Source organism: Frigoribacterium sp. 2355 (assembly GCF_054060695.1).
Map to the genome: position 1 here is coordinate 147433 of NZ_JBSSDL010000005.1, position 21353 is coordinate 168785.

General features: G+C 70.9%; 19 protein-coding genes and 1 pseudogene. 4 read left to right on the forward strand and 16 right to left on the reverse strand.

What is annotated here, in order from left to right; translation table 11 throughout:
• Positions 1–7: 7 nt before the first annotated feature.
• From ilvD to ACVJ1F_RS08435, 10 genes are all read right to left on the reverse strand, one after another.
• Positions 8–1720: a dihydroxy-acid dehydratase gene (ilvD, locus tag ACVJ1F_RS08390; RefSeq protein WP_456885599.1), complete on the reverse strand. Its 1713-nt coding sequence runs from the start codon at positions 1718–1720 to the stop codon at positions 8–10.
• 53 nt (positions 1721–1773) lie between these two features.
• Positions 1774–2334, reverse strand: coding sequence for a monovalent cation/H(+) antiporter subunit G (mnhG, locus tag ACVJ1F_RS08395; RefSeq protein ID WP_456885600.1), 561 nt, complete (start codon positions 2332–2334; stop codon positions 1774–1776).
• Positions 2331–2594: a monovalent cation/H+ antiporter complex subunit F gene (locus ACVJ1F_RS08400; protein ID WP_054145652.1), complete on the reverse strand. Its 264-nt coding sequence runs from the start codon at positions 2592–2594 to the stop codon at positions 2331–2333. Before ACVJ1F_RS08400 ends, mnhG begins: the two co-directional genes overlap by 4 nt.
• A complete protein-coding gene (locus tag ACVJ1F_RS08405) occupies positions 2591–3211 on the reverse strand; it encodes a Na+/H+ antiporter subunit E (RefSeq protein ID WP_056046254.1) in 621 nt (206 codons plus the stop codon). Before ACVJ1F_RS08405 ends, ACVJ1F_RS08400 begins: the two co-directional genes overlap by 4 nt.
• On the reverse strand, positions 3208–4845 hold the full coding sequence (locus tag ACVJ1F_RS08410) for a Na+/H+ antiporter subunit D (RefSeq protein ID WP_082460283.1): 1638 nt from the start codon (positions 4843–4845) through the stop codon (positions 3208–3210). The genes ACVJ1F_RS08405 and ACVJ1F_RS08410 overlap by 4 nt, the downstream gene beginning before the upstream one ends.
• Positions 4842–5354 (reverse strand): Na(+)/H(+) antiporter subunit C, encoded by a 513-nt coding sequence (locus tag ACVJ1F_RS08415; protein ID WP_456885601.1) that lies wholly within the window; start codon positions 5352–5354, stop codon positions 4842–4844. Before ACVJ1F_RS08415 ends, ACVJ1F_RS08410 begins: the two co-directional genes overlap by 4 nt.
• Positions 5351–8353, reverse strand: a complete 3003-nt coding sequence (locus ACVJ1F_RS08420) for a Na+/H+ antiporter subunit A (RefSeq protein ID WP_456885602.1) — start codon at positions 8351–8353, stop codon at positions 5351–5353. Before ACVJ1F_RS08420 ends, ACVJ1F_RS08415 begins: the two co-directional genes overlap by 4 nt.
• A gap of 141 nt (positions 8354–8494) precedes the next feature.
• Complete coding sequence (gene otsB / locus ACVJ1F_RS08425; RefSeq protein WP_456885603.1) at positions 8495–9274, reverse strand: trehalose-phosphatase; 780 nt, start codon at positions 9272–9274, stop codon at positions 8495–8497.
• Positions 9271–10770: an alpha,alpha-trehalose-phosphate synthase (UDP-forming) gene (otsA, locus tag ACVJ1F_RS08430; protein ID WP_456885604.1), complete on the reverse strand. Its 1500-nt coding sequence runs from the start codon at positions 10768–10770 to the stop codon at positions 9271–9273. Before otsA ends, otsB begins: the two co-directional genes overlap by 4 nt.
• A 108-nt stretch (positions 10771–10878) precedes the next feature.
• Positions 10879–11649: a fructosamine kinase family protein gene (locus tag ACVJ1F_RS08435; RefSeq protein WP_456885605.1), complete on the reverse strand. Its 771-nt coding sequence runs from the start codon at positions 11647–11649 to the stop codon at positions 10879–10881.
• Positions 11650–11667: 18 nt separating this feature from the next.
• On the opposite strand from ACVJ1F_RS08435, the gene ACVJ1F_RS08440 reads away from it, so the two are divergent.
• Together ACVJ1F_RS08440 and ACVJ1F_RS08445 are read left to right on the forward strand one after the other, a co-directional pair.
• A complete protein-coding gene (locus ACVJ1F_RS08440; RefSeq protein WP_123570380.1) occupies positions 11668–12708 on the forward strand; it encodes a magnesium transporter CorA family protein in 1041 nt (346 codons plus the stop codon).
• Between the two features lie 83 nt (positions 12709–12791).
• Positions 12792–13520 (forward strand): annotated as a pseudogene (locus ACVJ1F_RS08445) (sugar phosphate isomerase/epimerase family protein); the annotation flags it as partial.
• Positions 13521–13591: 71 nt separating this feature from the next.
• On the opposite strand, the gene ACVJ1F_RS08450 reads toward ACVJ1F_RS08445, so the two are convergent.
• Positions 13592–14746, reverse strand: a complete 1155-nt coding sequence (locus tag ACVJ1F_RS08450) for an SLC13 family permease (protein ID WP_456885606.1) — start codon at positions 14744–14746, stop codon at positions 13592–13594.
• A gap of 122 nt (positions 14747–14868) precedes the next feature.
• On the opposite strand from ACVJ1F_RS08450, the gene ACVJ1F_RS08455 reads away from it, so the two are divergent.
• Positions 14869–15048, forward strand: a complete 180-nt coding sequence (locus tag ACVJ1F_RS08455) for a hypothetical protein (RefSeq protein WP_043593989.1) — start codon at positions 14869–14871, stop codon at positions 15046–15048.
• 69 nt (positions 15049–15117) lie between these two features.
• Here the strand turns inward: ACVJ1F_RS08455 and ACVJ1F_RS08460 are convergent, their stop codons facing one another.
• On the reverse strand, positions 15118–16410 hold the full coding sequence (locus tag ACVJ1F_RS08460) for a mechanosensitive ion channel family protein (protein WP_082460288.1): 1293 nt from the start codon (positions 16408–16410) through the stop codon (positions 15118–15120).
• A gap of 61 nt (positions 16411–16471) precedes the next feature.
• Between ACVJ1F_RS08460 and ACVJ1F_RS08465 the strand changes: the two genes are divergently transcribed.
• Positions 16472–17287: an alpha/beta hydrolase gene (locus ACVJ1F_RS08465; RefSeq protein ID WP_456885607.1), complete on the forward strand. Its 816-nt coding sequence runs from the start codon at positions 16472–16474 to the stop codon at positions 17285–17287.
• A 62-nt stretch (positions 17288–17349) separates the two neighbouring features.
• On the opposite strand, the gene ACVJ1F_RS08470 is transcribed toward ACVJ1F_RS08465, so the two are convergent.
• The 4 genes from ACVJ1F_RS08470 to ACVJ1F_RS08485 all read right to left on the reverse strand — a co-directional run bounded on the left by ACVJ1F_RS08470 (position 17350) and on the right by ACVJ1F_RS08485 (position 21053).
• A complete protein-coding gene (locus ACVJ1F_RS08470) occupies positions 17350–17589 on the reverse strand; it encodes a hypothetical protein (protein WP_148053626.1) in 240 nt (79 codons plus the stop codon).
• Positions 17590–17838: 249 nt separating this feature from the next.
• Complete coding sequence (locus ACVJ1F_RS08475) at positions 17839–18753, reverse strand: glycine betaine ABC transporter substrate-binding protein (RefSeq protein ID WP_056046265.1); 915 nt, start codon at positions 18751–18753, stop codon at positions 17839–17841.
• A gap of 75 nt (positions 18754–18828) precedes the next feature.
• A complete protein-coding gene (locus ACVJ1F_RS08480) occupies positions 18829–19785 on the reverse strand; it encodes an ABC transporter permease (protein ID WP_456885608.1) in 957 nt (318 codons plus the stop codon).
• A complete protein-coding gene (locus tag ACVJ1F_RS08485) occupies positions 19782–21053 on the reverse strand; it encodes a quaternary amine ABC transporter ATP-binding protein (RefSeq protein WP_200412242.1) in 1272 nt (423 codons plus the stop codon). The genes ACVJ1F_RS08480 and ACVJ1F_RS08485 overlap by 4 nt, the downstream gene beginning before the upstream one ends.
• Positions 21054–21353 lie beyond the last annotated feature (300 nt).

A 21353-nucleotide genomic window follows, 5' to 3' on the forward strand; every position in this document is an offset into this window, starting at 1 on the left:
GGACGCGTCAGTAGGTGACGGCGCCCTCGGCCGCAGAGCGGACCTGGCGTGCGTACTTCGCGAGGACACCGCGGGTGTAGCGCGGGGGAAGCGGTGCCCAGCCGTCTCGGCGGGCTTCCAGCTCTGCGGCGTCGACGAGTAGGTCGATCGAGCGAGCGGCGATGTCGACCCGAATCAAGTCACCATCGCGCACGAAGGCGATCGGACCGGAGTCGACCGCTTCGGGTGCTATGTGGCCGATGCACAGGCCGGTTGTGCCGCCTGAGAATCGTCCGTCCGTCAACAGTAGTACATCTTTGCCGAGCCCTGCGCCCTTGATGGCCGCGGTGATGGCGAGCATCTCGCGCATGCCCGGGCCGCCCTTGGGGCCCTCGTAGCGGATGACGACCACGTCGCCGGACTCGATGCGCCCCTCGGTGAGGGCGTCCATGGCGCCACGTTCGCGTTCGAAGACCTTCACCGGACCCTCGAACACCGACGCGTCGAAGCCCGCCGTCTTGACGACGGCGCCCTCGGGGGCCATCGAGCCGCTGAGGACGGTGAGGCCGCCGGTCACGTGGATCGGGTTGTCGAGCGTCCGCAGCACCTCGCCGTCGAGCGGCTTCGGCTTGATGGACTCGAGGTTCTCGGCGACGGTCTTGCCGGTGACGGTGAGGCAGTCGCCGTGCAGCAGACCCGCGTCGAGCAGCGCCTTCATGACGACGGGGACGCCACCCATGCGGTCGACGTCGTTCATGACGTACTTGCCGAAGGGCTTGAGGTCGCCGATGTGCGGCACCTTGTCGCCGATGCGGTTGAAGTCGTCGATGGTCAGGTCGACCTCGGCCTCGTACGCGATGGCGAGCAGGTGCAACACGACGTTGGTCGAGCCACCGAAGGCCATGGCCACGGCGATGGCGTTCTCGAACGCCTTCTTGGTGAGGATGTCGCGCGTCGTGATGCCCTGACGGAGCATCTCGACGACGGCCTCGCCCGAACGGTGGGCGAAGTAGTCGCGGCGGCGGTCGGCCGACGGCGGGGCCGCCGAACCGGGGAGGCTCATGCCGAGGGCCTCGGCGACGCTGGCCATGGTGTTGGCCGTGTACATCCCGCCACAGGCACCCTCGCCCGGCACGATGGCGCACTCGATCGCCTTCAGGTCGTCGTCGCTCATGTTGCCGGCCTTGTAGGCGCCCACGGCCTCGAACGAGTCGATGATCGTGACGTTCTTCTCGGTGCCGTCGCTGAGCTTGACCCAACCGGGGGCGACGCTGCCGGCGTAGAGGAAGACGCTGGCGAGGTCGAGCCGGGCGGCGGCCATCAGCATGCCGGGCAGCGACTTGTCGCAACCGGCGAGCAACACCGACCCGTCGAGCCGCTCGGCGTTCATGACGACCTCGACGCTGTCGGCGATCACCTCGCGTGAGACCAGCGAGAAGTGCATGCCCTCGTGGCCCATCGAGATGCCGTCGGACACCGAGACGGTGCCGAACTGGAGCGGGTAGCCTCCCCCGGCGTGGACGCCTTCCTTGGCACCCTGGGCCAGACGGTCGAGCGACAGGTTGCAGGGGGTGATCTCGTTCCAGCTGCTGGCGATGCCGATCTGGGGCTTGCTCCAGTCTTCGTCGCCCATGCCGACGGCACGGAGCATGCCTCGCGACGTGGTGGCCTCGACGCCGTCGGTGACGACGCGGCTGCGCGGTTTGATGTCGATCCCGTCCGGGGTGGGCTTCTCTGGCATGGGTCGAGTTTAGGGCGTGACCGCGCTCGCGCCGTCCACCGTCGCCGAGGGCCTCAGAGCTCCCCCGGCTCCCCCGCGGCGTCTCCGCTCGACCGCGTCCGCCGACCCTCGTGGTCGCGGGCGTCGTCGTCACCCTCGCTGTCGTCGAGCCCGGACGAGTCCGCGACCCGGTCCATCTCGACGGCCAACGCGTCGGCCGACCCGACGGGCAGGTCGGACACGTCGAGATCGGCGACGTCGCCCTCGGTCGTCTCGGCGATCTCGCCGGCTGCCCGGGCCACGGCGTCGTCGAGTTCGTCCACGACCAACCGATCGCGCAGGAGGTCGCCGTTGCGGTACCCCGCCCGACCGATCATGTGCGCCGAGATGGGTGCGGTGAGCATCTGGAAGACGAGGACGACGAGCAGGGACGCGATCGTCCCCACGGTGTGCTGGTCGAGCGCGATCGCCGCCAGGACCAGGATGAGGCCGAAGATCTGCGGCTTGGTCGCGGCGTGCATGCGCGACAGGGCGTCGGGGAACCTCAGGAGGCCGATGCCCGCCGCGACCGAGAGCAGCGCCCCGCCGATGAGCATGACCGAGGCCGCCACGTCGTAGACCGTCTCGGGGATCACGAGGGATCCTGCTTCGAGACGTAGCGCGCGACCGTGATGGAGCCGAGGACGGCCGTCAGGGCGAGGGCGAGGATGACCGGGATGGTCCGGGTGTGGCCGTTGAACACCATGTCGGCGGCGAGGACGCAGATCAGGGTGGTCAGCAGCATGTCGGACGCGATCATGCGGTCGAGGATGGACGGCCCCCGCACGATGCGGATGACCGACGCGAGGCCGGCGAACGCGAAGAGCGCTCCGACGACGTAGGCGACGACGGTCACGAGGGACCTCCTTCGTGGGACGAGGAACGGCTGACCGCTTCGTGGACCTCGGCCGCGGCCGGGGTGCCCTCCGCGATGCGACGGCGGTCGTCGTCGCTGCCGAGCACCCGGACGAGGCGGGCCTCGACGACCAGGACGCCGTCGCGGACGCCCTCGACACCGGCGAGGTCCTCGACCGCGAGCGCGTGCAGGTAGAGGATCGACCGCTCGCGGTCGGCCTCGACCACGAGCGACCCGGGGACGAGCGAGATCGCCTCGGCGACGAGGGTCATGATGAAGTCCGACCTCGTGTGCAGCTGCACCGCGACGATCGCGTTCGAGGTCACGCCGCGAGGTCGGACGGCCTGCCAGGCGACGATGACGGAGGCGCGCACCAGGTCGACCACGAAGTGCGCCAGGAAGACCACGGCGTACCAGAGGTTGAACCGGCCGCTCAGTTCGACCGGGGGCAGGAAGAACACCCGGGTCACGAGCAGCGCCACGGCGACGCCGGTGACGAAGGCCAGGACGGTGAACTGGTTCCACAAGGCCATCCAGAGGACGACCAGTCCGACGAGCAGGGGGAGCTGCCGGGCGAGGCTGCGGCCGACCTCGCCGCGGGTGGGACGGCCGGTCACGGGGTGCTCCCCTCGTCTGCGGAGTCCGAGGCGGGTTCGGGCTCGGGCGACGACGGGTCGGACGTCGTCTCGCCCTGACCGCCCGGGAAGACCGTCTGCACGTAGTCGTTCGAGCCGTAGACCCGGCCGGCCGCACGTTCGGCGACGCCGTAGAGCGGGCCGGCGGCGAACGTCAGGGCGAGCGAGACGAGCACCATGCCCGCGGTCGCGCCCACCATGGTGCGGGGGTTGGTGCGACGTCGCTGGACGGCCACCCGACCCGGGGCCTCCTCGAGGTGCTCGGTGAAGGGTGACTCGTGGTCGTCGACATCGGCCTTCGGGCGCCAGAACGCGAGGTTCCAGGCACGCATGAGCGCGTAGAGCGTCAGCAGCGACGTGAGGGCCCCGGCTCCGATGAGGACGTACACGAGGGGATCGTCGAGCCGGGCACCGGCCTCGAAGAGCGCGACCTTGCCGATGAAACCGGAGAACGGCGGGATGCCGCCCAGGTTGAGGGCCGGGATGAAGAAGAGGACGGCGACGATCGGTGCCGCCTTGAGGAGACCGCCCAGGCGGGTGATCGACGCCGTGCCGCCTCGCCGTTCGATCAGGCCCGCCCCGAGGAAGAGCGTGGTCTGGACCGTGATGTGGTGCACGACGTAGTAGATCGTGGCGGCCAGGCCCTCGACGGTCCCGAGTGCGATGCCGAAGATCATGTAGCCGATGTGGCTGACCAGGGTGAACGAGAGCAGACGCTTGATGTCGGCCTGGGCCACGGCCCCGAGGATGCCCACGATCATCGTCAGCAACGCGATGATCAGCAGGTAGACGTTGACGTTGCTCTCGACGAACAGCACCGTCTCGGTGCGGATGATGGCGTAGACGCCCACCTTGGTCAGCAGGCCGGCGAACACGGCGGTGACGGGGGCGGGAGCGGTCGGGTACGAGTCGGGCAGCCAGAACGACAGCGGGAAGATCGCCGCCTTGATGCCGAACGCCGTGAGCAGCATGACGTGGATGATCGTCTGCACGTCGGGCGGGATGGTGTCCATCTTCTGGGCGATGTCGGCGATGTTGACCGTGCCGAGCGCTCCGTAGATCATCGCGATGGAGGCGAGGAACAGGACGGACGACACCAGGCTGACGACGATGTAGACCACGCCGGCCCGGATGCGCTGCTCGGTGCCGCCGAGGGTGATCAGCACGTAGCTGGCCACCAGGAGGATCTCGAAGCCCACGTAGAGGTTGAAGAGGTCACCCGCGATGAAGGCGTTGAACACGCCCGTGGCGAGGATGAGGTAGGTCGGGTTGTAGATCGAGACCGGTGCCTCGCCGTCGCCGTCGGCCTGGCCCTGCCCGACAGAGAACACGAAGACGGCCAGCAGGACGATCGACGAGATGCTGAGCATGAGCGCCGCGAGTCGGTCGACGACGAGCGTGATGCCGAACGGCGCCTGCCAACCGCCCACCTGCACGGCGATCGCTCCGTGCGTGTCGACGACCACGAGCAGCACCAGGCTGATGACGACGACGAGCGCCAGGGCGACGATCGAGACCACGGCCTGCGAGCGGGGCCGCCGACCGGCGATCAGGGCCGCCGCGGCTCCGAGCAGCGGGATGAGGACGACGAGCGGCACGAGGTAGCTGGGGTTCATGCTCGGTGCCCTTTCTCGTCGTGGTGAGGCCGGTCGACGCGCAGCGACCGGTCGTCCGTCGGCACGGCCGCTTCGGCACGGCTACCGAACTCGCTGTCGCCACCGGCCTCGTCGTCACCGTCGCCCTGTTCGGACTCTTCTTCGGCCGGGACGCCTCGACGCCCGATCTCGAGGTCTTCGGCGTCGTCCGCGAGGGTGTCTCCCTGGGCCAGCCGCCACGACCGGTAGATCAACGCGAGCATGAAGGCCGAGATGCCGAAGGTGATGACGATGGCCGTCAGCACGAACGCCTGCGGCAGCGGGTCGGCGAAGTCGGCCGGATCGGCCTGGCCGTCGACCACGGGGGCCGCGCCGCGCCGTCCGGACATGAGGAGGATGAGGATGTTCGTGGCGTTCCCGACGAGCAGGAAGCCCAGCAGCACACGGGTCATGCTGCGCTCGAGCAGCAGGTAGACGCCGCAGGCGTACAGCGCGGCCATGACGACGATCAGGACGAGGGAGACGCTCATGCGCGGCCCCGCTCGGTCCGGGGCGTACCGGCGACGGACACGGGGAGCGCCTCCTCTTCGGGTTCGGACACCTCGCTCGGGTGGCCGAACGCGTCCTCTTCTTCTTGACGGTCGACCTCGGCTCCGAGGCTCCGGAGCACGTCGAGGACGAGCCCGACGACGACCAGGTAGACGCCGACGTCGAAGAACGTCGACGTGACGAACTCGACGTGGCCGAGCAGCGGCACCTCGGCCTCGACCCAGGTCGAGGTCAGGGCGTCGACGCCGAAGAAGAGCGGGACGAGTGCCGTCGCGGCGACCGTCAGGAGACCGGCACCGAGGAGCTTGCCGGCATCGAGGGGCGCGGCCGCACCGAGTTCGTACCGACCGCCCGCGAGGTACCGGGCCACGAAGGCGAAGCCCGCCACCAGACCGCCGGCGAAGCCGCCGCCGGGCAGGTTGTGACCGGCGAAGAGCAGGTAGATCGAGACGACGATGATGGCGTGGAAGATCAGCCGCACGACCACCTCGAGCAGGATCGACCGGTTCTGCGGGGCGAGTTTGCGCCCGGCCAGCAACCAGGCGCGGCGGTCGCCCTCGGTGCTGTCGCCGATCTGCGCCGTCGCCCCGCCGACGGGCACGACGGGAGCCGGCTCGCGCACGGGTCGGACCCGTGCCAGGAAGCGCTGCGCCCGCGTCCGCCGCTCGGGCCGGGGCAGGACGTCGGCGCGAGAGGTCAGGAAGACGAGGCTCGCCACGCCCGTGGCGGCGACGATGAGGACGGCGATCTCGCCCATGGTGTCCCACCCGCGGATGTCCACGAGCGTCACGTTGACGACGTTGCGGCCGTGACCACCGTCGACGGCGAGATCGGGGAAGGCGCCGGAGATGGTGGGGATCGATCGCGCCCCGAGGGCGACGACGGCGATGGCGGCCATGACGGACCCGACCGAGATGCCGATGACGGCTCGGATCGCCCGGTGGGTGCGCCCGTTGCGCTCGCCCAGGCGGGCCGGCAGCCGACGCAGCACGAGGACGAACGCGATGAGCGTGATGGTCTCGATGAGCGCTTGTGTCAGGGCCAGGTCGGGGGCCCCGTGCAGCGCGAAGAGCGCGGCCATGCCGTAGCCGGTCACCCCGACCAGGACGACGGCCTGGAATCTCTTGTTCGAGAGCGCCGACGCGATGGCGCCGATGATCATCAACCCGCCGATGGCCAGCTGCGCCGGGTAGTCCCAGAGCACGGCGGTGGTCGGCCAGTCGCTGTTGAGCGCCAGCGTCACCACCGACGAGGCGATGAACACGACGAGGATGGTGGCGAGGTAGAAGGGCAACGAACCGCGCTGCGTCGTGGCGGTCGTCCGCGACGCCGTCCGGTCGATGGTCGCCATGATCCGCACGTACCCGTCGGAGGCGCGGGGCAGGAACGAGACGGCCTTCTGCACCTGCGACACCCGGTCGCGCTGCCAGAAGAGGAGGGCCCCGACCCCGAGCGAGACCGCCGTGAAGCCGAGCGCGGGCTCGAGACCGTGCCAGAGCGCCAGGTAGTAGGGGCCGTGCTCGCCCGGGGCCGAGGGGAGCGTGTCGGCATAACGAGCGAAGACCGGACCGACCTGGTACGAGACGAGGCCGAGCACCAGGCCAGCGACGGCCAGGACGATCGGCGACGCCAGGAAGTCGACGTGCTCACGGACGAAGTCGACCGGCTCGACGCCCTTCTTGCGACCGAAGGCCCCCCAGAGGAAGCGCAGGCTGTAGGCGGTGGTCAGGATCGACCCGACGACGACGCCGACCAGGGCGACGACGCCCCAGGCCGACCCGGTCACGGCGTCGTCGTAGAGGGCCGTGAGCACGGCCTCCTTCGCGACGAAGCCGAAGGTCGGCGGCACGCCGGCCATCGAGGCGAGGGCGAGGAGCGTCACCACGAGGAGGACGGGAGCCTGACGACCGAGCCCGCAGAGCTTGCGCAGGTCTCGCGTGCCCGCCCGGTGGTCGATGACCCCCACCACGAGGAAGAGCGTCGACTTGAACAGGGCGTGGGCGACCAGCAGGGCGAGCCCGGCGAGGGCCGCGTCGCGGGTGCCGAACCCCACCACGATCGTCAGGAAGCCGAGTTGGCTCACCGTGCCGTAGGCCAGGACGAGCTTGAGGTCGTGCTGACGGAGCGCGCGGTACCCGCCGAGGACCATCGTGACCACCCCGACGGTGACGATGATCTCTTGCCAGCCGGGCTGGTCGTGGTAGCCGGGGGCGAGACGGGCGACGAGGTAGATGCCGGCCTTGACCATCGCGGCGGCGTGCAGGTAGGCACTGACCGGCGTCGGAGCCGCCATCGCGGCCGGGAGCCAGAAGTGGAACGGCACGAGTGCCGACTTCGACAGCGCCCCGACGAGTACGAGCACGACGCCGACCGTGACGACCGTCCCGGTGGGTGGCTGCTCGACGAGCTGGGACAACGAGCTCGTGCCGCCCTGGACGGCGAGGATCACGAGGCCGACGAGCATCGCGAGCCCGCCCGCGGTCGTCACGATGAGCGCCTGCAACGCGGCCCCGCGGCTGGCCTGCTTCGCCGTGTAGTGCCCGATCAACAGGTACGAGAAGACGCTCGTGGCCTCCCAGAAGACGAACAGGACGAACACGTCGTCGCTCGTGACGAGGCCGTACATCGCTCCGGCGAAGGCCACCAGCACGGCGGCGAAGCGTGCCCGACCGGCCTCGTCCCGCTCGAAGTAGCGCGCACAGTAGACGAGCACGAGGCCGCCGATGCCCGTGACGACGAGCGCGAGGACCCAGGCGAGGACGTCCATGCGCAGGGTGAGCGAGATGGCGAGCTGCGGAATCCACGGCACGGCCTCGGTGGGCACCTCGCCCGACAACACGGCGGGCCCCTGGAGGGCCGTGAAGGCGAAGGCGGCGAAGGGGACGACGGACGCCCAGAGGAAGAGCGAACGGCCGAGTCGTCCGCCGACGCAGGCCACGACGACGGCCGCCACGGCGAACGCTGTCAGGACTACGATCACGAGGACCTCCGTCGGCTGGCGACCTCGTCGGACCGGCTCGGCTGAGCGGCGGCGGGGAGTCGCGGCGGGGTGTCCAGACTACCTTGCAGTCGCCTGGGAATGCTCAGACCCGGACATCACACCCGTTCAAGGCATGCGCTGTCAGGCATGACCGAGATGCCCACGCAGGCCGGCCAGTTCGACGAGCAGGTCCGCCACGGCGGAAGGGTCGGCGACGCGATGCATCGCCCCCGTCTCGCCCGGGCCGACCTTGATCGACAGGTCGCCCTCGCCGAGTGCCCGGAAGCCGTCCTCGTCGGTGACGTCGTCCCCGGCGTAGAGGACGCCCGTGGCCTGGACGGCCTCCCGGAGCCGGTCGATGCCGTCGTTCTTGCCGGTCGCCCGGACGGCGAACTCGAGGACGTTCTTGCCCACGCGCTCGTGCATGCCGCCGAGCGCCTCGACGGCCTCGCGGGCCGCCGCGTGGACGGCCTGGGTGGTCGCGGCGTCCGCGAGCCGCGTGTGCAGGGCGAGGCCTGCGGGTTTCTCTTCGACGAAGACGCCCTCACGCCCCTCAGCCACACCGTGGACGGCATCGGACAAGCGCGCACGGCCAGCCTTCTCGTCGTCGCTCAACGAGGTCTCGTGACCGTCGACCCGCACCTCGATGCCGTGCGAGCCGACCAACAGCACCTCGTCGGGGGTCTGGCTGACCTCGATCAACGAGGCGAGGTCGCGCCCGGACACGAGGGCGACGGTGGTCTGGTCGAGTGCCGACAGGCGCATGATCGCGTCCATGGCCGCGGGCAACGCCCGGGCCCGCAGGGGCGCGTCGACCTCGGGCGCCAGGGTGCCGTCGAAGTCGAGCGCGACGAGGAGGCGCGGGGTCGTCGCGAGACGACCGAGCGCGTCGCTCAGGGCCAGGGGGTCGGAACCGGTCACGAGACGTCACCGTCCGTCGTCGTCGGGGCCGGGGCAGGCGTGATCTGCTGCCCGGGTCGCACGTTCTCGAGGGCCTGCAGGAAGGACGCCGACCACTTGGCCACGTCGTTCTCGAGGACGCGTCGGCGCAGGGCCCGCATGCGGGTGGTGCGGTCGCGCTTGGGCATCTCGACGGCGCGCATGATGGTGTTCTTGAGGCCGCCGATGTCGTGCGGGTTGATCAGCAGGGCGCTCTTGAGCTCGTCGGCCGCGCCGGCGAACTCGCTCAGCACGAGCACGCCGTCGTTGTCGCGCCGCACCGCCACGTACTCTTTCGCGACCAGGTTCATGCCGTCGCGGAGGGCCGTGACCAGCATGATGTCGGCGGCGAGGTACAACGCCACCATCTCTTCGCGCGGGTAGCCGTGGTGGTGGTAGCTGATGGCCGTGTGGCTCATGGTGCCGTAGTCGCCGTTCACGCGGCCGACGGTGAGCTCGATCTCGTCGCGCAGCAGCTTGTACGTCTCGACCCGCTCACGGCTCGGGCTCGCGACCTGCACGAGCGTGGCGTCCTCGACGCTGAGCCGACCGTCGGCGAGCAGCTCGCCGAACGCCTTCATGCGGTGCCGGATGCCCTTCGTGTAGTCGAGACGGTCGACGCCGAGCATGATCGTCTTGGGGTTGCCGAGGCCCTCGCGGATCTCGCGGGCCCTGGCCTGCACGTCGGGGCGCGCGGCGAGCTCTTCGTAGCTGGCGGCGTCGATCGAGATCGGGAAGTGCTTCGCCAGCACCCGGCGGACCTTGGTGCCCCGGCGCGAGACCGGCGCGGACTCGTCGTCGACCGGGACCTCGATGTAGGGGCGCGTCGTCGAGTACCCGAGCAGGTGGCGGACGGCGCGGGAGAAGTTCGACGCGTCGTCCGCCCGCTGGAAGCCGATGACGTCGGCACCGAGCAGGCCCTCGACGATCTGCTGCCGCCAGGGCAGCTGAGAGAAGATGCCGAGCGGCGGGAACGGGATGTGGTTGAAGAACCCGATGGTGACGTCGGGTCGGGCCTCGCGCAGCATCTTCGGCACGAGCTGCAGCTGGTAGTCCTGCACCCAGATGGTGCCGCCCTCTTCGGTGATCTCGGCCGCGCGGTCGGCGAAGCGCTGGTTGACCTGCACGTAGGACTCCCACCAGACCCGGTGGTAGGTCGGAGCGGCGATGACGTCGTGGTAGAGCGGCCAGAGCGTGTCGTTGCTGAAGCCCTCGTAGTAGCGCTGCACCTCGTCGGCGCTGAGCGGCACGGGGACGATCTCGATGCCGTCGGACTCGAAGGGCTCGAACTCGAGGTCGGGTTGGCCCGCCCAGCCCACCCACGCCCCGTCGTTGGCCTTCATGACGGGTTCGAGGGCCGTGACGAGACCCCCGGGCGAGTGCTGCCACGACGCCGACCCGTCGTCGGCGATGACCCGGTCGACGGGGAGGCGGTTGGAGACGACGACGAAGCCGTAACGTTCGGGGGTGTCGGGCATGGGGTGGGTCGGCTCCTGTCGCATCGCCCGCACGGACGCGGGACGGCCAGATTATCAGCGGTGCCCCAGACGGCTCCCGGCGACCGGCGTACCCCACCCGGACGATCGTCAGACGAGGCGCAGGGTCGCCTCGGCGGCCCGCACGAGGGACGCCCCGTAGCTCGGTCCGTGTCCGGCGGCGTGCACGGCCAACGGGTGGAGCTGGTGCAGTGGCACGCGACCCCGCCACCCCTCGCCCAGCGGCGAGCGCGCCTCGTAGCCCGCCAGCACGTCCTCGAGGTGCGGGCAGCCGAACAGGGCCAGCATCGCCAGGTCGGTCTCGGGATGACCGCCGTGGGCGGCCGGGTCGATGAGCACGACTCCCCCGGCGTCGAAGAGCACGTTGCCGGCCCACAGGTCCCCGTGGAGGCGGGCCGGGGGCAGGTCGTCGTCGAACGCGCCCTCGGCGACGAGGCGGCAGGCTCGCTCGACGACCTCGAGGCCCGCCCGGTCGAGACCGCCCGCCCGGACGGCGACGCGGGCGTAGGGCAGGACCCGCTGCTCGGCGTAGAAGACCCCCCAGGTCGCCTTCGGTCGCACCGTCATCGGACGGCTGCCGATGAAGGACGGCCCCGCCCACCCCCGAGGAGGCGCACCGAACGCCTCCGCGCCGCTCGCGTGGGTCACCGCGAGGGCCTCGCCGAAGGCCCGTGCGGCCTCCGCCGTGGGACGGACCTCGTGCACGGGATCGAGGTCGATGCGCCCCGGGGACGCGGCCTGGACGCCGACCGTGCGCGCGCCTCCTCGGGGCGTGGCCTCGGCGAGCCAGGCGAGACCGGCCGCCTCGGCCTCGAAGAACCCGGCGGGGGCGTCGGCACGCTGCTTCGTGTAGGAGGTCACGGGAATAGCATGCGCCCCATGACCGACACCCGTCCCCCGCGCACCGAGGGACCCCGCGGCCCCGCCGACGACGGCGCCCGTCCCGACACGACCATCGTCACGCGCGCCTACCGAGGGGGCCAGCTGATCGCCCACGACTTCCCGCTGCACGAGGTGAGCGACCACCTCGAGACGGACGGTTGTCACGTGTGGATCGACCTCACCGACCCGACCGCCGGCGACCTCGCCTCGCTCGAGGACGAACTCGGACTGCACGAGCTCGCCGTCGAGGACGCACTGCAGGACGGACAGCGACCCAAGGTCGACCGCTACGACAACCATCTGTTCACCGCTCTCTACGACGTGCGGTTCGACCGGGCCAGCGGCGTGCTCGACACGAGCGAGGTGAAGGCGTTCATCACGGAGCGCGCCCTCGTGACGATCCACCATCCGGAGTTCGACGTCACCCGGCTGCAGGCGACCTTCGACCAGAACCGCGACCTGGCGTCGCACGGCGTCTCGTACTTCCTCTGGGGTCTGCTCGACTGCGTCGTGGACCGGCACTTCGACGCCACGGATGCGCTGGACGACGAGATCGAGGGCATCGCCGACGACCTCTTCGACCCCGCGCCCCGGACAATCGACGTGCAGAAGCGCTCGTTCGCCCTGCGGAAGAGCCTCGTCCAGCTGCGCCGGGTCGCGTCGCCGATGCGCGAGGTGCTGAACACGCTGCTGCGCCGCGACCTGAAGGAGGTCGACTCCGCCATGCACCCGTACTTCCAGGACGTCTACGATCACGTGCTGCGCGTGGCCGAGCAGAACGACTCCCTGCGCGACCTCGTCTCGACCATCCTCGACACGAACCTCAACCTGCAGTCCAACCGCATGAACCTCATCATGAAGAAGGTGACGAGCTGGGCGGCCATCATCGCGGTCCCCACGGCGATCACCGGGTTCTACGGGCAGAACGTGCCGTATCCGGGGTTCCAGTCCGTTACCGGCTTCGTCACCTCGTGCGTGCTGATCGTGGCGATCGGCGGCCTGCTCTGGTGGCAGTTCAAGCGCCGCGACTGGCTGTAGCCCGCCGTTCCCGCACTGTTCACCGCGGTGTCGACGCCGCCGCGACGCCCCGGTCGTAGCCTGGCCGCGTGATCACGGTCGGAATGAGCACGTCCTGCGTCTTCCCGCTGTCGACCGACGAGGCCTTCCGGCTCGCGCGGCTCACCGGCTTCGACGGGGTCGAGGTGATGGTGACGGCCGACCGGGCGACCCGACGACCCGAGCTGCTCCGTGCGGCGACCGCCCGGTGGGGCCTGCCCGTGCTCTCGGTGCACGCCCCCGTCCTGCCCGTCGCGCACTTCGCCTTCGGTCGTGACCAGGTCGACAAGCTGCGGCGCTCGGCCGGACTGGCCCGCGAGCTGGGCGCCACGACCGTCGTCGTCCATCCGCCGTTCGTCTGGCAGCGGTCCTACGCGGCGCGGTTCGTCAACGTCGTCCGCGAGATCGCGACCGAGACGGGCGTCACCCTCGCCGTCGAGAACATGTTCCCCGTGAGGTTCGGGCCGGCCGGGTTCGACCCCTACCGCCCGGGACACGACCCCTCGTCCCTCGACGTGGAGGCGGCCACCCTCGACTTCTCGCACGCCGCCGTCGCCGGGCGCGACGCGCTCGACCTCGCCCTGGCGCTCGGGCCGAGGTTGCGCCACGTCCACCTGACCGACGGCGTCGTCTCGTCCCGCCCCGGCGGGCTGCACGACCAGCACCGGGTGCCGGGTCGCGGCACGCAGCCGGTCGCCGAGGTGCTCACCCACCTGGCCCGGTCGGGGTGGGCCGGCACCGTCGCCGCCGAGGTGCACACCGACGGGGACGAGGAGGCGCGGCTCGGCCAGCTCCGGCGGACACTCGCCTTCGCGCGTCGTCACCTCGCGACCGCACCCGCGTCGGGCCCGAGCGCCCGGGACCCTCAGGCGAACAGCACCGTCGCGACGACCGCGAGCGGCACGGCGACCGCCGCCACCCCGAGGCCGGCCAGCACGAAACGCCCCCACGCGACCTCGACGCCCATCGACGACAAGCGCGAGTGCCAGAGCAGCGTGGCGAGCGAGGCCCACGGCGTCACGAGGCAGCCGATGTTGACCCCGACGAGCACGGCGACGAGCCGCAGCGGCGACCCGGCCACCGGCTCGAGGGCGAGGTAGGCCGGGAGGTTGTTGGCCACGTTCGCGGCCACCGCGCTGCCGCCCGCCAGTCGCAGCAGGTCGGGCAATTGGTCGCCGCTGCCCACGACGGCTCCGAGCAGGTCCGCCAGGCCGAGCGAGTGAGCGGCCTCGACGACGAGGAACAGCCCGCCGGCGAAGAGCAGCGTGCCCCACGGCACCAGCCCGAGTCGGAGGACGCCGCGGCGGCGGACGGCCGTGGTGACGACGAGCACGAGAGCCGCGACGGCGGCGGGGATCCAGACCTCGACGCCCGAGACCAGGGCCGGTACGAGCAGCCCCGTCGCGACCGCGGCGACGCCGAAGAGCACGCGATCGGCCACGGGCTCGGACGCCGGCGCCTCGAACCGGCCGACCAGCTGACGGCGGTAGCGCAGTCCGATGGCCACGACGGGGACGACGACGCCCACCACGGCGGCGGGTGCGACCAAGGCGGCGAACTGCACGGGGGCCGGTGATCCGAGCTCGTGCAGCGCGAGCAGGTTGGTGAGGTTCGAGACCGGCAACAGCATCGAGGCGCAGTTCGCGAGCCACACCGTCGTCAGCGCGAACGGCATCGGCGGCAGGCCGGCGTGCCGGGCCACGATCACGACCACCGGCGTGAGCAGCACCGCCGTCGTGTCGAGCGACAGGAACACCGTGCAGAGCACCGCGAGCGCCACGACCAGGAGCCACAGCACGAGCACCCGCCCTCCGGCCAGCCGGGCCGAGGCGGACGCCAGCCACGAGAAGAGTCCGGCCTCCGCCGCGAGCTCCGCGACGATCGTCAGGCCGACGACGAAGCCGAGCACGGGCGCGACCCGTTCGACGAGCGCGAGCAGTTCGTCACCGGTCAGGACGCCGGTGAACACGGCCACGAGGCCGAGCGACACGAACACGCCTCCGAGCAGGGCAGTGCGCACGGCATTCTCCTTCGACCGCAGGACGCACCGGCACGGGACGCCGGGCAGCTCAACCTACCCCCACCCGGACTCGTGCCACGTCACGCGGTACCGTGGTCGAAACGACCCCTGGGAGCCCCACCGTGCGCAAATTCCTCTTCAACGGCGCGATCATCAGCGCGATCTTCTCCGGCATCAGCCTCCTCAAGAGCCTGAGCGCCGGCCCTCGTGACTGGCGCCTCGCCCTCATGGCGATCAGCTGGGCGGCGTCGACCGCGATCGCCGTGGGCAACGTCATCGAGGCCGCGAACGACGACGACTGACGTCCGCCGAGACACCGAGGAGGCGCGTGCCGCTCTGGCGGGGCGCGCCTCCTCGTCCGTGTGGTCGCGTCAGCGACGCCCGTCGACGCCGGGCGTCGGCCCGGCCGGGTCGCCGTCGGGACGGCCGGTCGGCAGGCCACCGGGTCGTCCCGCGACGTGCGGGTCGTGTTCCGCCTCGGCGCCGAGCGAGGCCTGGTACTCGGCGACGTCGTGGATCGGGATGGCCGCCGTGAAGAGCGCCGTGCGTTCGGAGTCGGCGTTGTCGCCGCTGAACAGGGCGGAGGCCTCCGACGTCGACCGGTGTGCCCGTCCCTTCGGCGCCGGTTCGGCCTCGACCATCTGCACCCGCGTCCGCGGGATCGACTGCGGGCTCTTCGCGTGCAGCCAGGCGATCAGGTCCTCGCGGACGAGGCAGCGCAGGTCGAACAGGGTCGGTGCGTCCTTGGCCGTGACGAGCACCCTCACCCGCACGTAGCCGGCCTGGGCGTCGGTGACCTGGAGCACCTTGGTGCGTCCGTCCCAGAGGTCCGTCCCCGCGAGGATCACGTCGAGCTCCTTCCGCATGGCCCCCGGGTCGACCCGCCAGTCCAGGTCGAACTCGACCGCTCCGAGCAGCTCGCTGTTGCGCCGCGTCCAGTTCTCGAACGGCGTGGTCGTGAAGTAGGTCGACGGCAGCACGAGACGCCGGTCGTCCCAGACGTGGACGACGACGTACGACAGGGTGATCTCCTCGATCAGGCCCCACTGCCCCTCGACCACGACGACGTCGTCGATGCGGATGGCGTCGCTGAAGGCCAGTTGGATGCCCGCGAAGACGTTCGCCAGGGTCGACTGCGCCGCGAGGCCCGCGACGACCGAGACCAGCCCCGCACTCGCGAGGACGCTCGCACCGACCGCCTCGACCCCCGGGAACCCGAGCAGCACGGTGCCCGCGGCCAGGATCACGATCAGGGCCACGGTCAGCCGTCGGAGGATGAGCACCTGGGTGCGGACCCGACGCGCCACCCGGTTGTCGGGTGTGTCGACCCGGTAGCGCGACAGGCCGAGGTCCTCGAAGAAGATCGCGAGGGCACCCACGAACCAGGCGACGACGACGATGACGGCGCAGCGGAAGGCCTGTGACACCCACCCCTCCCCCGGGTAGTCGGCGGGGAGCAGGGCGTCGAACGACGTGGTCAGCGCGACGACGAGCAGCACGACGAGCAGCGTGGCGCGGAAGGGGCGGCGCATGCGCGTCACGAAGGCCTGCGCCCACTCCTTGCGCTTGGCGACCACGCCGACGACCAGGCCGACGACGGCCGAGATGACGAAGGTGAGGACGACGGCGGCGACGAGCGAGATGACGAGTTGTATCCAGGGCATCCCCCGAGCCTGTCGCATGACGCACGGCTCCGTCCCGGCTGGCCCCTGGGACGATGGAACGGTGAGACGATCCACAGCTTCCCGTCGCGAGTCCGCCCCGCCCTCTCCTCCCCGGCGTCACGCCTCCCGGCGACGACGCGTGCTCGAGGGCGTGGCCCTCGGACTGTTCGCCGTGGTCGTGCTCGCCGCCACGGGGTTCTTCGTCTGGGCCAAGACGCCGATGTCGGCGACGGCGTCCTCGCTCGCCTCGGTGTCCGCCGACGAACGGGTCGAGGTGACGAGCAGACCCGACACGGTCGTGATGCGACCGGCCGAGACGACCGCCACCGGCCAGGGTCTCGTCTTCGTCGCCGGCGCCCGGGTCGACCCGCAGGCCTACGAACAGACCTTCGCGGGGCTCGTCGCCACCGGCGTCACCGTCGTCGTCGAACGACCCACGCTCGGGTTCGGCATCCTCGACCCCCGCCCGCTCTCGACCTTCACCGACCTCGCCCCCGAGGTCGACGCGTGGGCGGTCGGCGGTCACTCGCTCGGCGGGGTGCGTGCCTGTCAGTACGCCGCCGACGACAGGTCGGTGGACGCCCTGGTGCTCCTCGGCTCGTACTGCGCGACGACCGACCTCTCGGACGACGACGAGCTCGCCGTCCTCAGCCTCGGTGGTTCCGAGGACGGCCTCAGCACCCCCGCGAAGATCGCGACCTACCGCGACATGCTGCCGGGCAGCGCGTCGGTGGTCGAGATCGACGGGTCGAACCACGCACAGTTCGGCAGCTACGGCGAGCAGTCCGGAGACGGTTCGGCCACGATCTCGGACGAGGAGGCGCGCGACCGCATCACGCGCCAGCTCACGTCGTTCTTCGCGGGCGTCGGCGTCTAGCCCCCGAGCGCCCGTTGCGCCCTACCGGTGGCGCCGCACGGACGGGCGGGCCCGGCGGCGGTTCAGATCGAACGCTTGCGCTGCCGCAGGGCCTCGAGGGCGAGCCCCTCGGAGGGGTACCGCCCGACGACCTCGCCCCAGCGGGGGTCGGCGCCGCGCAGCGCGACGAAGGCGCCCTGCTCGGCTCGGACGTGGCCGAGCACGCGGTCCGGGGTCGACACCTGGACGAGGTCGGACGAGACGGTGCGCGTGATGACGCGGGCCATTCTCCTCAGGACGTCGGTCGGTGCGGTGGTGCTCACGGGTGGTGCCTCTCGTGGTGCTCGTGCGGGTGGTGCGACGACGTCTCGGTGACGTCCGTCGACGACGCTACCCGCGCCTCCCGGGGTGTGACCTCGGGGTTCGCTGTGCGTCGGGTGTCGTCCGGCTGTGGTTTCACCCGGCTCCGTCACCCACCAGCCGGGCCCGCCCCGGCACCCCGCCGGGCGCCCGGTACGACGACGCCCCGGACGAGCGGGGCCCGGCCGGGGCGACGTCCTAGGCGGATCGGATCAGCTGGTGAGGCCGTCGACGTAGTCCTGGTTCTCGGAGATCCACTTCTCGACGACGGGGGCGTAGTCGTCGCCGTCGACCTCGTCACCGTTGAACATGGCGTTCTCGAGCGAGGACAGGGTCTCGGTGTCCATCTCGAAGCCCTGCAGCCACTCGGTCAGCTGCGGGAAGTCCGCCGTGAAGCTCTTGCCACCGAACGAGTGGATGCCCTCGGCGTCGCCCAGGGTGCCCTCGGGGTCGGCGAGGTCCTTGATGGGGAACGCGTCGTAGGCCCAGTGCGGGCTCCACAGCGTCACCGCGATGTTCTCGCCCGCGTCGGTCGCGCTCTTGAGCTCGGTCAGCATGGCGGCGGTCGACGAGGTCTGCAGCTGCAGGTCGCTCAGGCCGTAGGTGGGGATGGTCTCGTCCTGGACGGCGGCCGTGAGGCCCGCGCCCGGCTCGATGCCGACGATCTTGCCGCCGAACAGGTCCGCGTTGGCCGCCAGCTCGTCGAGCGAGTCGATCGGGGCGTCCTCGTTCACGGCGACCGCGAGCTTGGCGCCGTCGTTCCAGGCGCCGAGATCGGTCAGGTCGTCGCCGTACTGCTCGATGTACGAGGCGTGGGTGGTCGGCAGCCAGGTGTCGAGCACGACGTCGTAGTCGTCGGTGGTGAGCCCGCTGTAGACGGGGGCCACGTCGGCCGGCTCGAGGTTGACCGTGTAGCCCTCGTCCTCGAGGACGGTCTTCCACAGCCAGGAGGCCGCGATGCCCTCGTCCCAGCCGTTGAACACGGCGAGGTCGACGACGGCCTGGTCGCCGTTGTCGAGGGTCTCGCCCTCGGCCGACGAGCCGCTGCCGGGAGGCGAGCAGGCGGCCAGTCCGAGGACGGCGGTGGTGCCGAGGGCGATCGATGCGGCGATGGTGCGCTTCTTCATGTGTTCCTTTCGGGTGGTGCAGGAGGCGCGGGTCGGGTGGGTACGTGCTGCTCCCGTCCCGCAGGTGGTCGATGTCTAGGCCGAGGCCGTCGCGGGTTCGCGGCGGTCGGCCGGGGGCAGGGGCTGCTCGGCCTCGGCGCGGTCGGGAGCCGGGGTCGGCGGAACGGACCGGCGGTTCTGCGCCCGGGCCAGCCGTCGGCCGTGACGGTCGGACCCGAGGGCCGCCGTCATGCGGTCGAGGACGATCGCCAGGATGACCACCGAGATGCCGGCCTCGGCACCCAGCCCGACGTCGATGCGGTTGAGGCTCGCGACGATGTCGCCGCCCAGTCCCCCCGCGCCGACCATGCCGGCGATGACGACCATCGAGAGCGAGAGCATGATCACCTGGTTGACGCCGGCCATGATGCTGGGCTTCGCGAGGGGCAGCTGGATCTGACGCAGGATGCGCCACGGTGACGAGCCGAACGCCTGGCCGGCCTCGACCACCTCCTTGTCGACGCCGCGGATGCCGAGCTCGGTCAGGCGGACGCCGGGGGCCATGGCGAAGACGATGGTGGCGACGATGCCGGGCACGACGCCGACGCGGAACAGCAGCAGGGCGGGGATGAGGTAGACGAACGCGGGCGTCGTCTGCATGAAGTCCAGCACGGGCCGGATGATCTGCGACGCGACGCCCGACTTCGCCGCGAGCACGCCGAGCGGGATGCTCAGCGCGATGGCGAGCGTGCTGGCGACGAGCACGAGGGCGAGGCTCGACATCGCGTTGTCCCACTGGTTGACCGTTCCGATGAACAGCAGGCCGACGGCCGTGCCGACCGAGAACTTCCAGCCCTTCGCGACGAAGGCGAGGGCGGCGATCACGATCACGACCGCCCAGAAGGGAGGTGCGCCGAGGAAGTACGCGACCCACTCGTAGAAGAACGTGAAGACCAGGCGGACGACCTCGAAGAAGCCGCCCAGGTGGGTGGTGATCCAGTCGACGACGTCCGAGACCCAGGAGCCGAAGGGGATGCGGAGGTACTCGTTCATCGGGTGGCTCCTTCGAGGGTGGCGTCGAGCTCGACGTCCGAGATGCGGGTGACGGGCTCGAGCACGGGGATGGGCGAGGTGGTCGTGTCGACGTTGCCGAGCGCCGCGAGCAGGGTCACGCGCGGGATGACGCCGAGCAGGCGGTCGGCGTCGTCCACGACGGCGATCGGCAGCGGACTCTCGACCGCCAACTCGAAGAGGTCGACCAGCGCGGCCTCGGGCCCGACCTTCGAGAACTCCGCGTTGACGATGGCGGCGAGGTCGGTGTCGTTCGCCTTGACCTGGCGCATGACGTGCCGGTCGCGCACCCAGCCGAGGAGCTTGCGGTCACGGCCGGTGACGAACAGGGCGGCGGTCTGGAGGTCGCGCAGGGAACGCAGGGCGCCCCGGGGGCCGACCGTGAGCGGGACGACCGCCCGGGCGGGCTCCATGACGCTGGCCGCCGTGAGGACCCGCGCCCGGTCGACGTCCTGCACGAACTGGGCGACGTAGTCGTTGGCGGGGTCGGTGAGGATGTCCTCGGGCGTGCCGATCTGCACGATGCGGCCGTCGCGCATCACGGCGATGCGGTCCCCGAGGAACATCGCCTCGTTCAGGTCGTGGGTGATGAAGACGATCGTCTTGCCGAGCTTCGCCTGCAGCTCGACGAGCTGCTCCTGCATCTCGCGGCGGATCAGCGGGTCGAGGGCCGAGAACGCCTCGTCCATCAGCAGGATGTCGGTCTCGGCGGCGAGGGCGCGGGCGAGGCCGACGCGCTGCTGCATGCCGCCCGAGAGCTGGCTCGGCAGCTCGTCCTCCCAACCCGCGAGGCCGACGATCTCGGTGACCTCCCGAGCCTTGGCCAGACGAGCCGCCTTCGCGACCCCCTGCACCTCGAGGCCGTAGGCGACGTTGTCGATGACGGTGCGGTGCGGCAGCAGCGCGAAGTGCTGGAACACCATCGACACGTTCTGCCGACGAACCTCGCGGAGCCGCTTGGCCGGGACGTCCGAGATCGCGGAGCCCGCGACCTCGACCGAGCCGGACGTGGGCTCGAGCAGGCCGTTCAGCATGCGGATGAGGGTCGACTTGCCCGAGCCGGAGAGCCCCATCACGACGAAGATCTCGCCGGGCCGGACGTCGAACGAGGCGTCGATGACGGCAGCGGTGCCGAGGCCGGCGGCCTCGGAGCGGGAGGCGCCGGCCTCGAGTCGGGCGACGGCGTCCTTGGGTCGGCGGCCGAACACCTTGTACAGGTTCCGGGCACGCACGGCAGGCGTAGTGGTCACAGGTGTCTCCAGGCGCGCCGAGGGGGCACCGGCCGCTCGGGCCGGTTCGCCGTCGGCGGCGATCGGGTCGGGCGAACGGGTCGACGACGCGTGCGGACCGTGTCGGCTCAAGCCCACCGTGGAACCACGGGGCGAACCTGTCCTCCGCCGGGTCGGTCATGGGACCGGACCCTCGCGCCACCAGACCGTACGACGACCGGAACCCGAACTGATCGGACCATCGGTCGGCGCGTCCTGATGATGACGGGCCCGGTCTCCCGGGCCTCCACGACCGTAGCCGACATCCGTCGTCCATCCGAA

What these genes read in the sequence shown, in the direction of transcription:
- ACVJ1F_RS08475 (WP_056046265.1), bottom strand. Translation starts at nt 18,753, where the DNA reads ATGAAGAAGCGCACCATCGCCGCATCGATCGCCCTCGGCACCACCGCC.
- ACVJ1F_RS08410 (WP_082460283.1), bottom strand. Translation starts at nt 4,845, where the DNA reads ATGAACCCCAGCTACCTCGTGCCGCTCGTCGTCCTCATCCCGCTGCTC.
- ACVJ1F_RS08480 (WP_456885608.1), bottom strand. Translation starts at nt 19,785, where the DNA reads ATGAACGAGTACCTCCGCATCCCCTTCGGCTCCTGGGTCTCGGACGTC.
- ACVJ1F_RS08440 (WP_123570380.1), top strand. Translation starts at nt 11,668, where the DNA reads ATGACCGACACCCGTCCCCCGCGCACCGAGGGACCCCGCGGCCCCGCC.
- ilvD (WP_456885599.1), bottom strand. Translation starts at nt 1,720, where the DNA reads ATGCCAGAGAAGCCCACCCCGGACGGGATCGACATCAAACCGCGCAGC.
- otsA (WP_456885604.1), bottom strand. Translation starts at nt 10,770, where the DNA reads ATGCCCGACACCCCCGAACGTTACGGCTTCGTCGTCGTCTCCAACCGC.
- ACVJ1F_RS08460 (WP_082460288.1), bottom strand. Translation starts at nt 16,410, where the DNA reads ATGCCCTGGATACAACTCGTCATCTCGCTCGTCGCCGCCGTCGTCCTC.
- ACVJ1F_RS08415 (WP_456885601.1), bottom strand. Translation starts at nt 5,354, where the DNA reads ATGAGCGTCTCCCTCGTCCTGATCGTCGTCATGGCCGCGCTGTACGCC.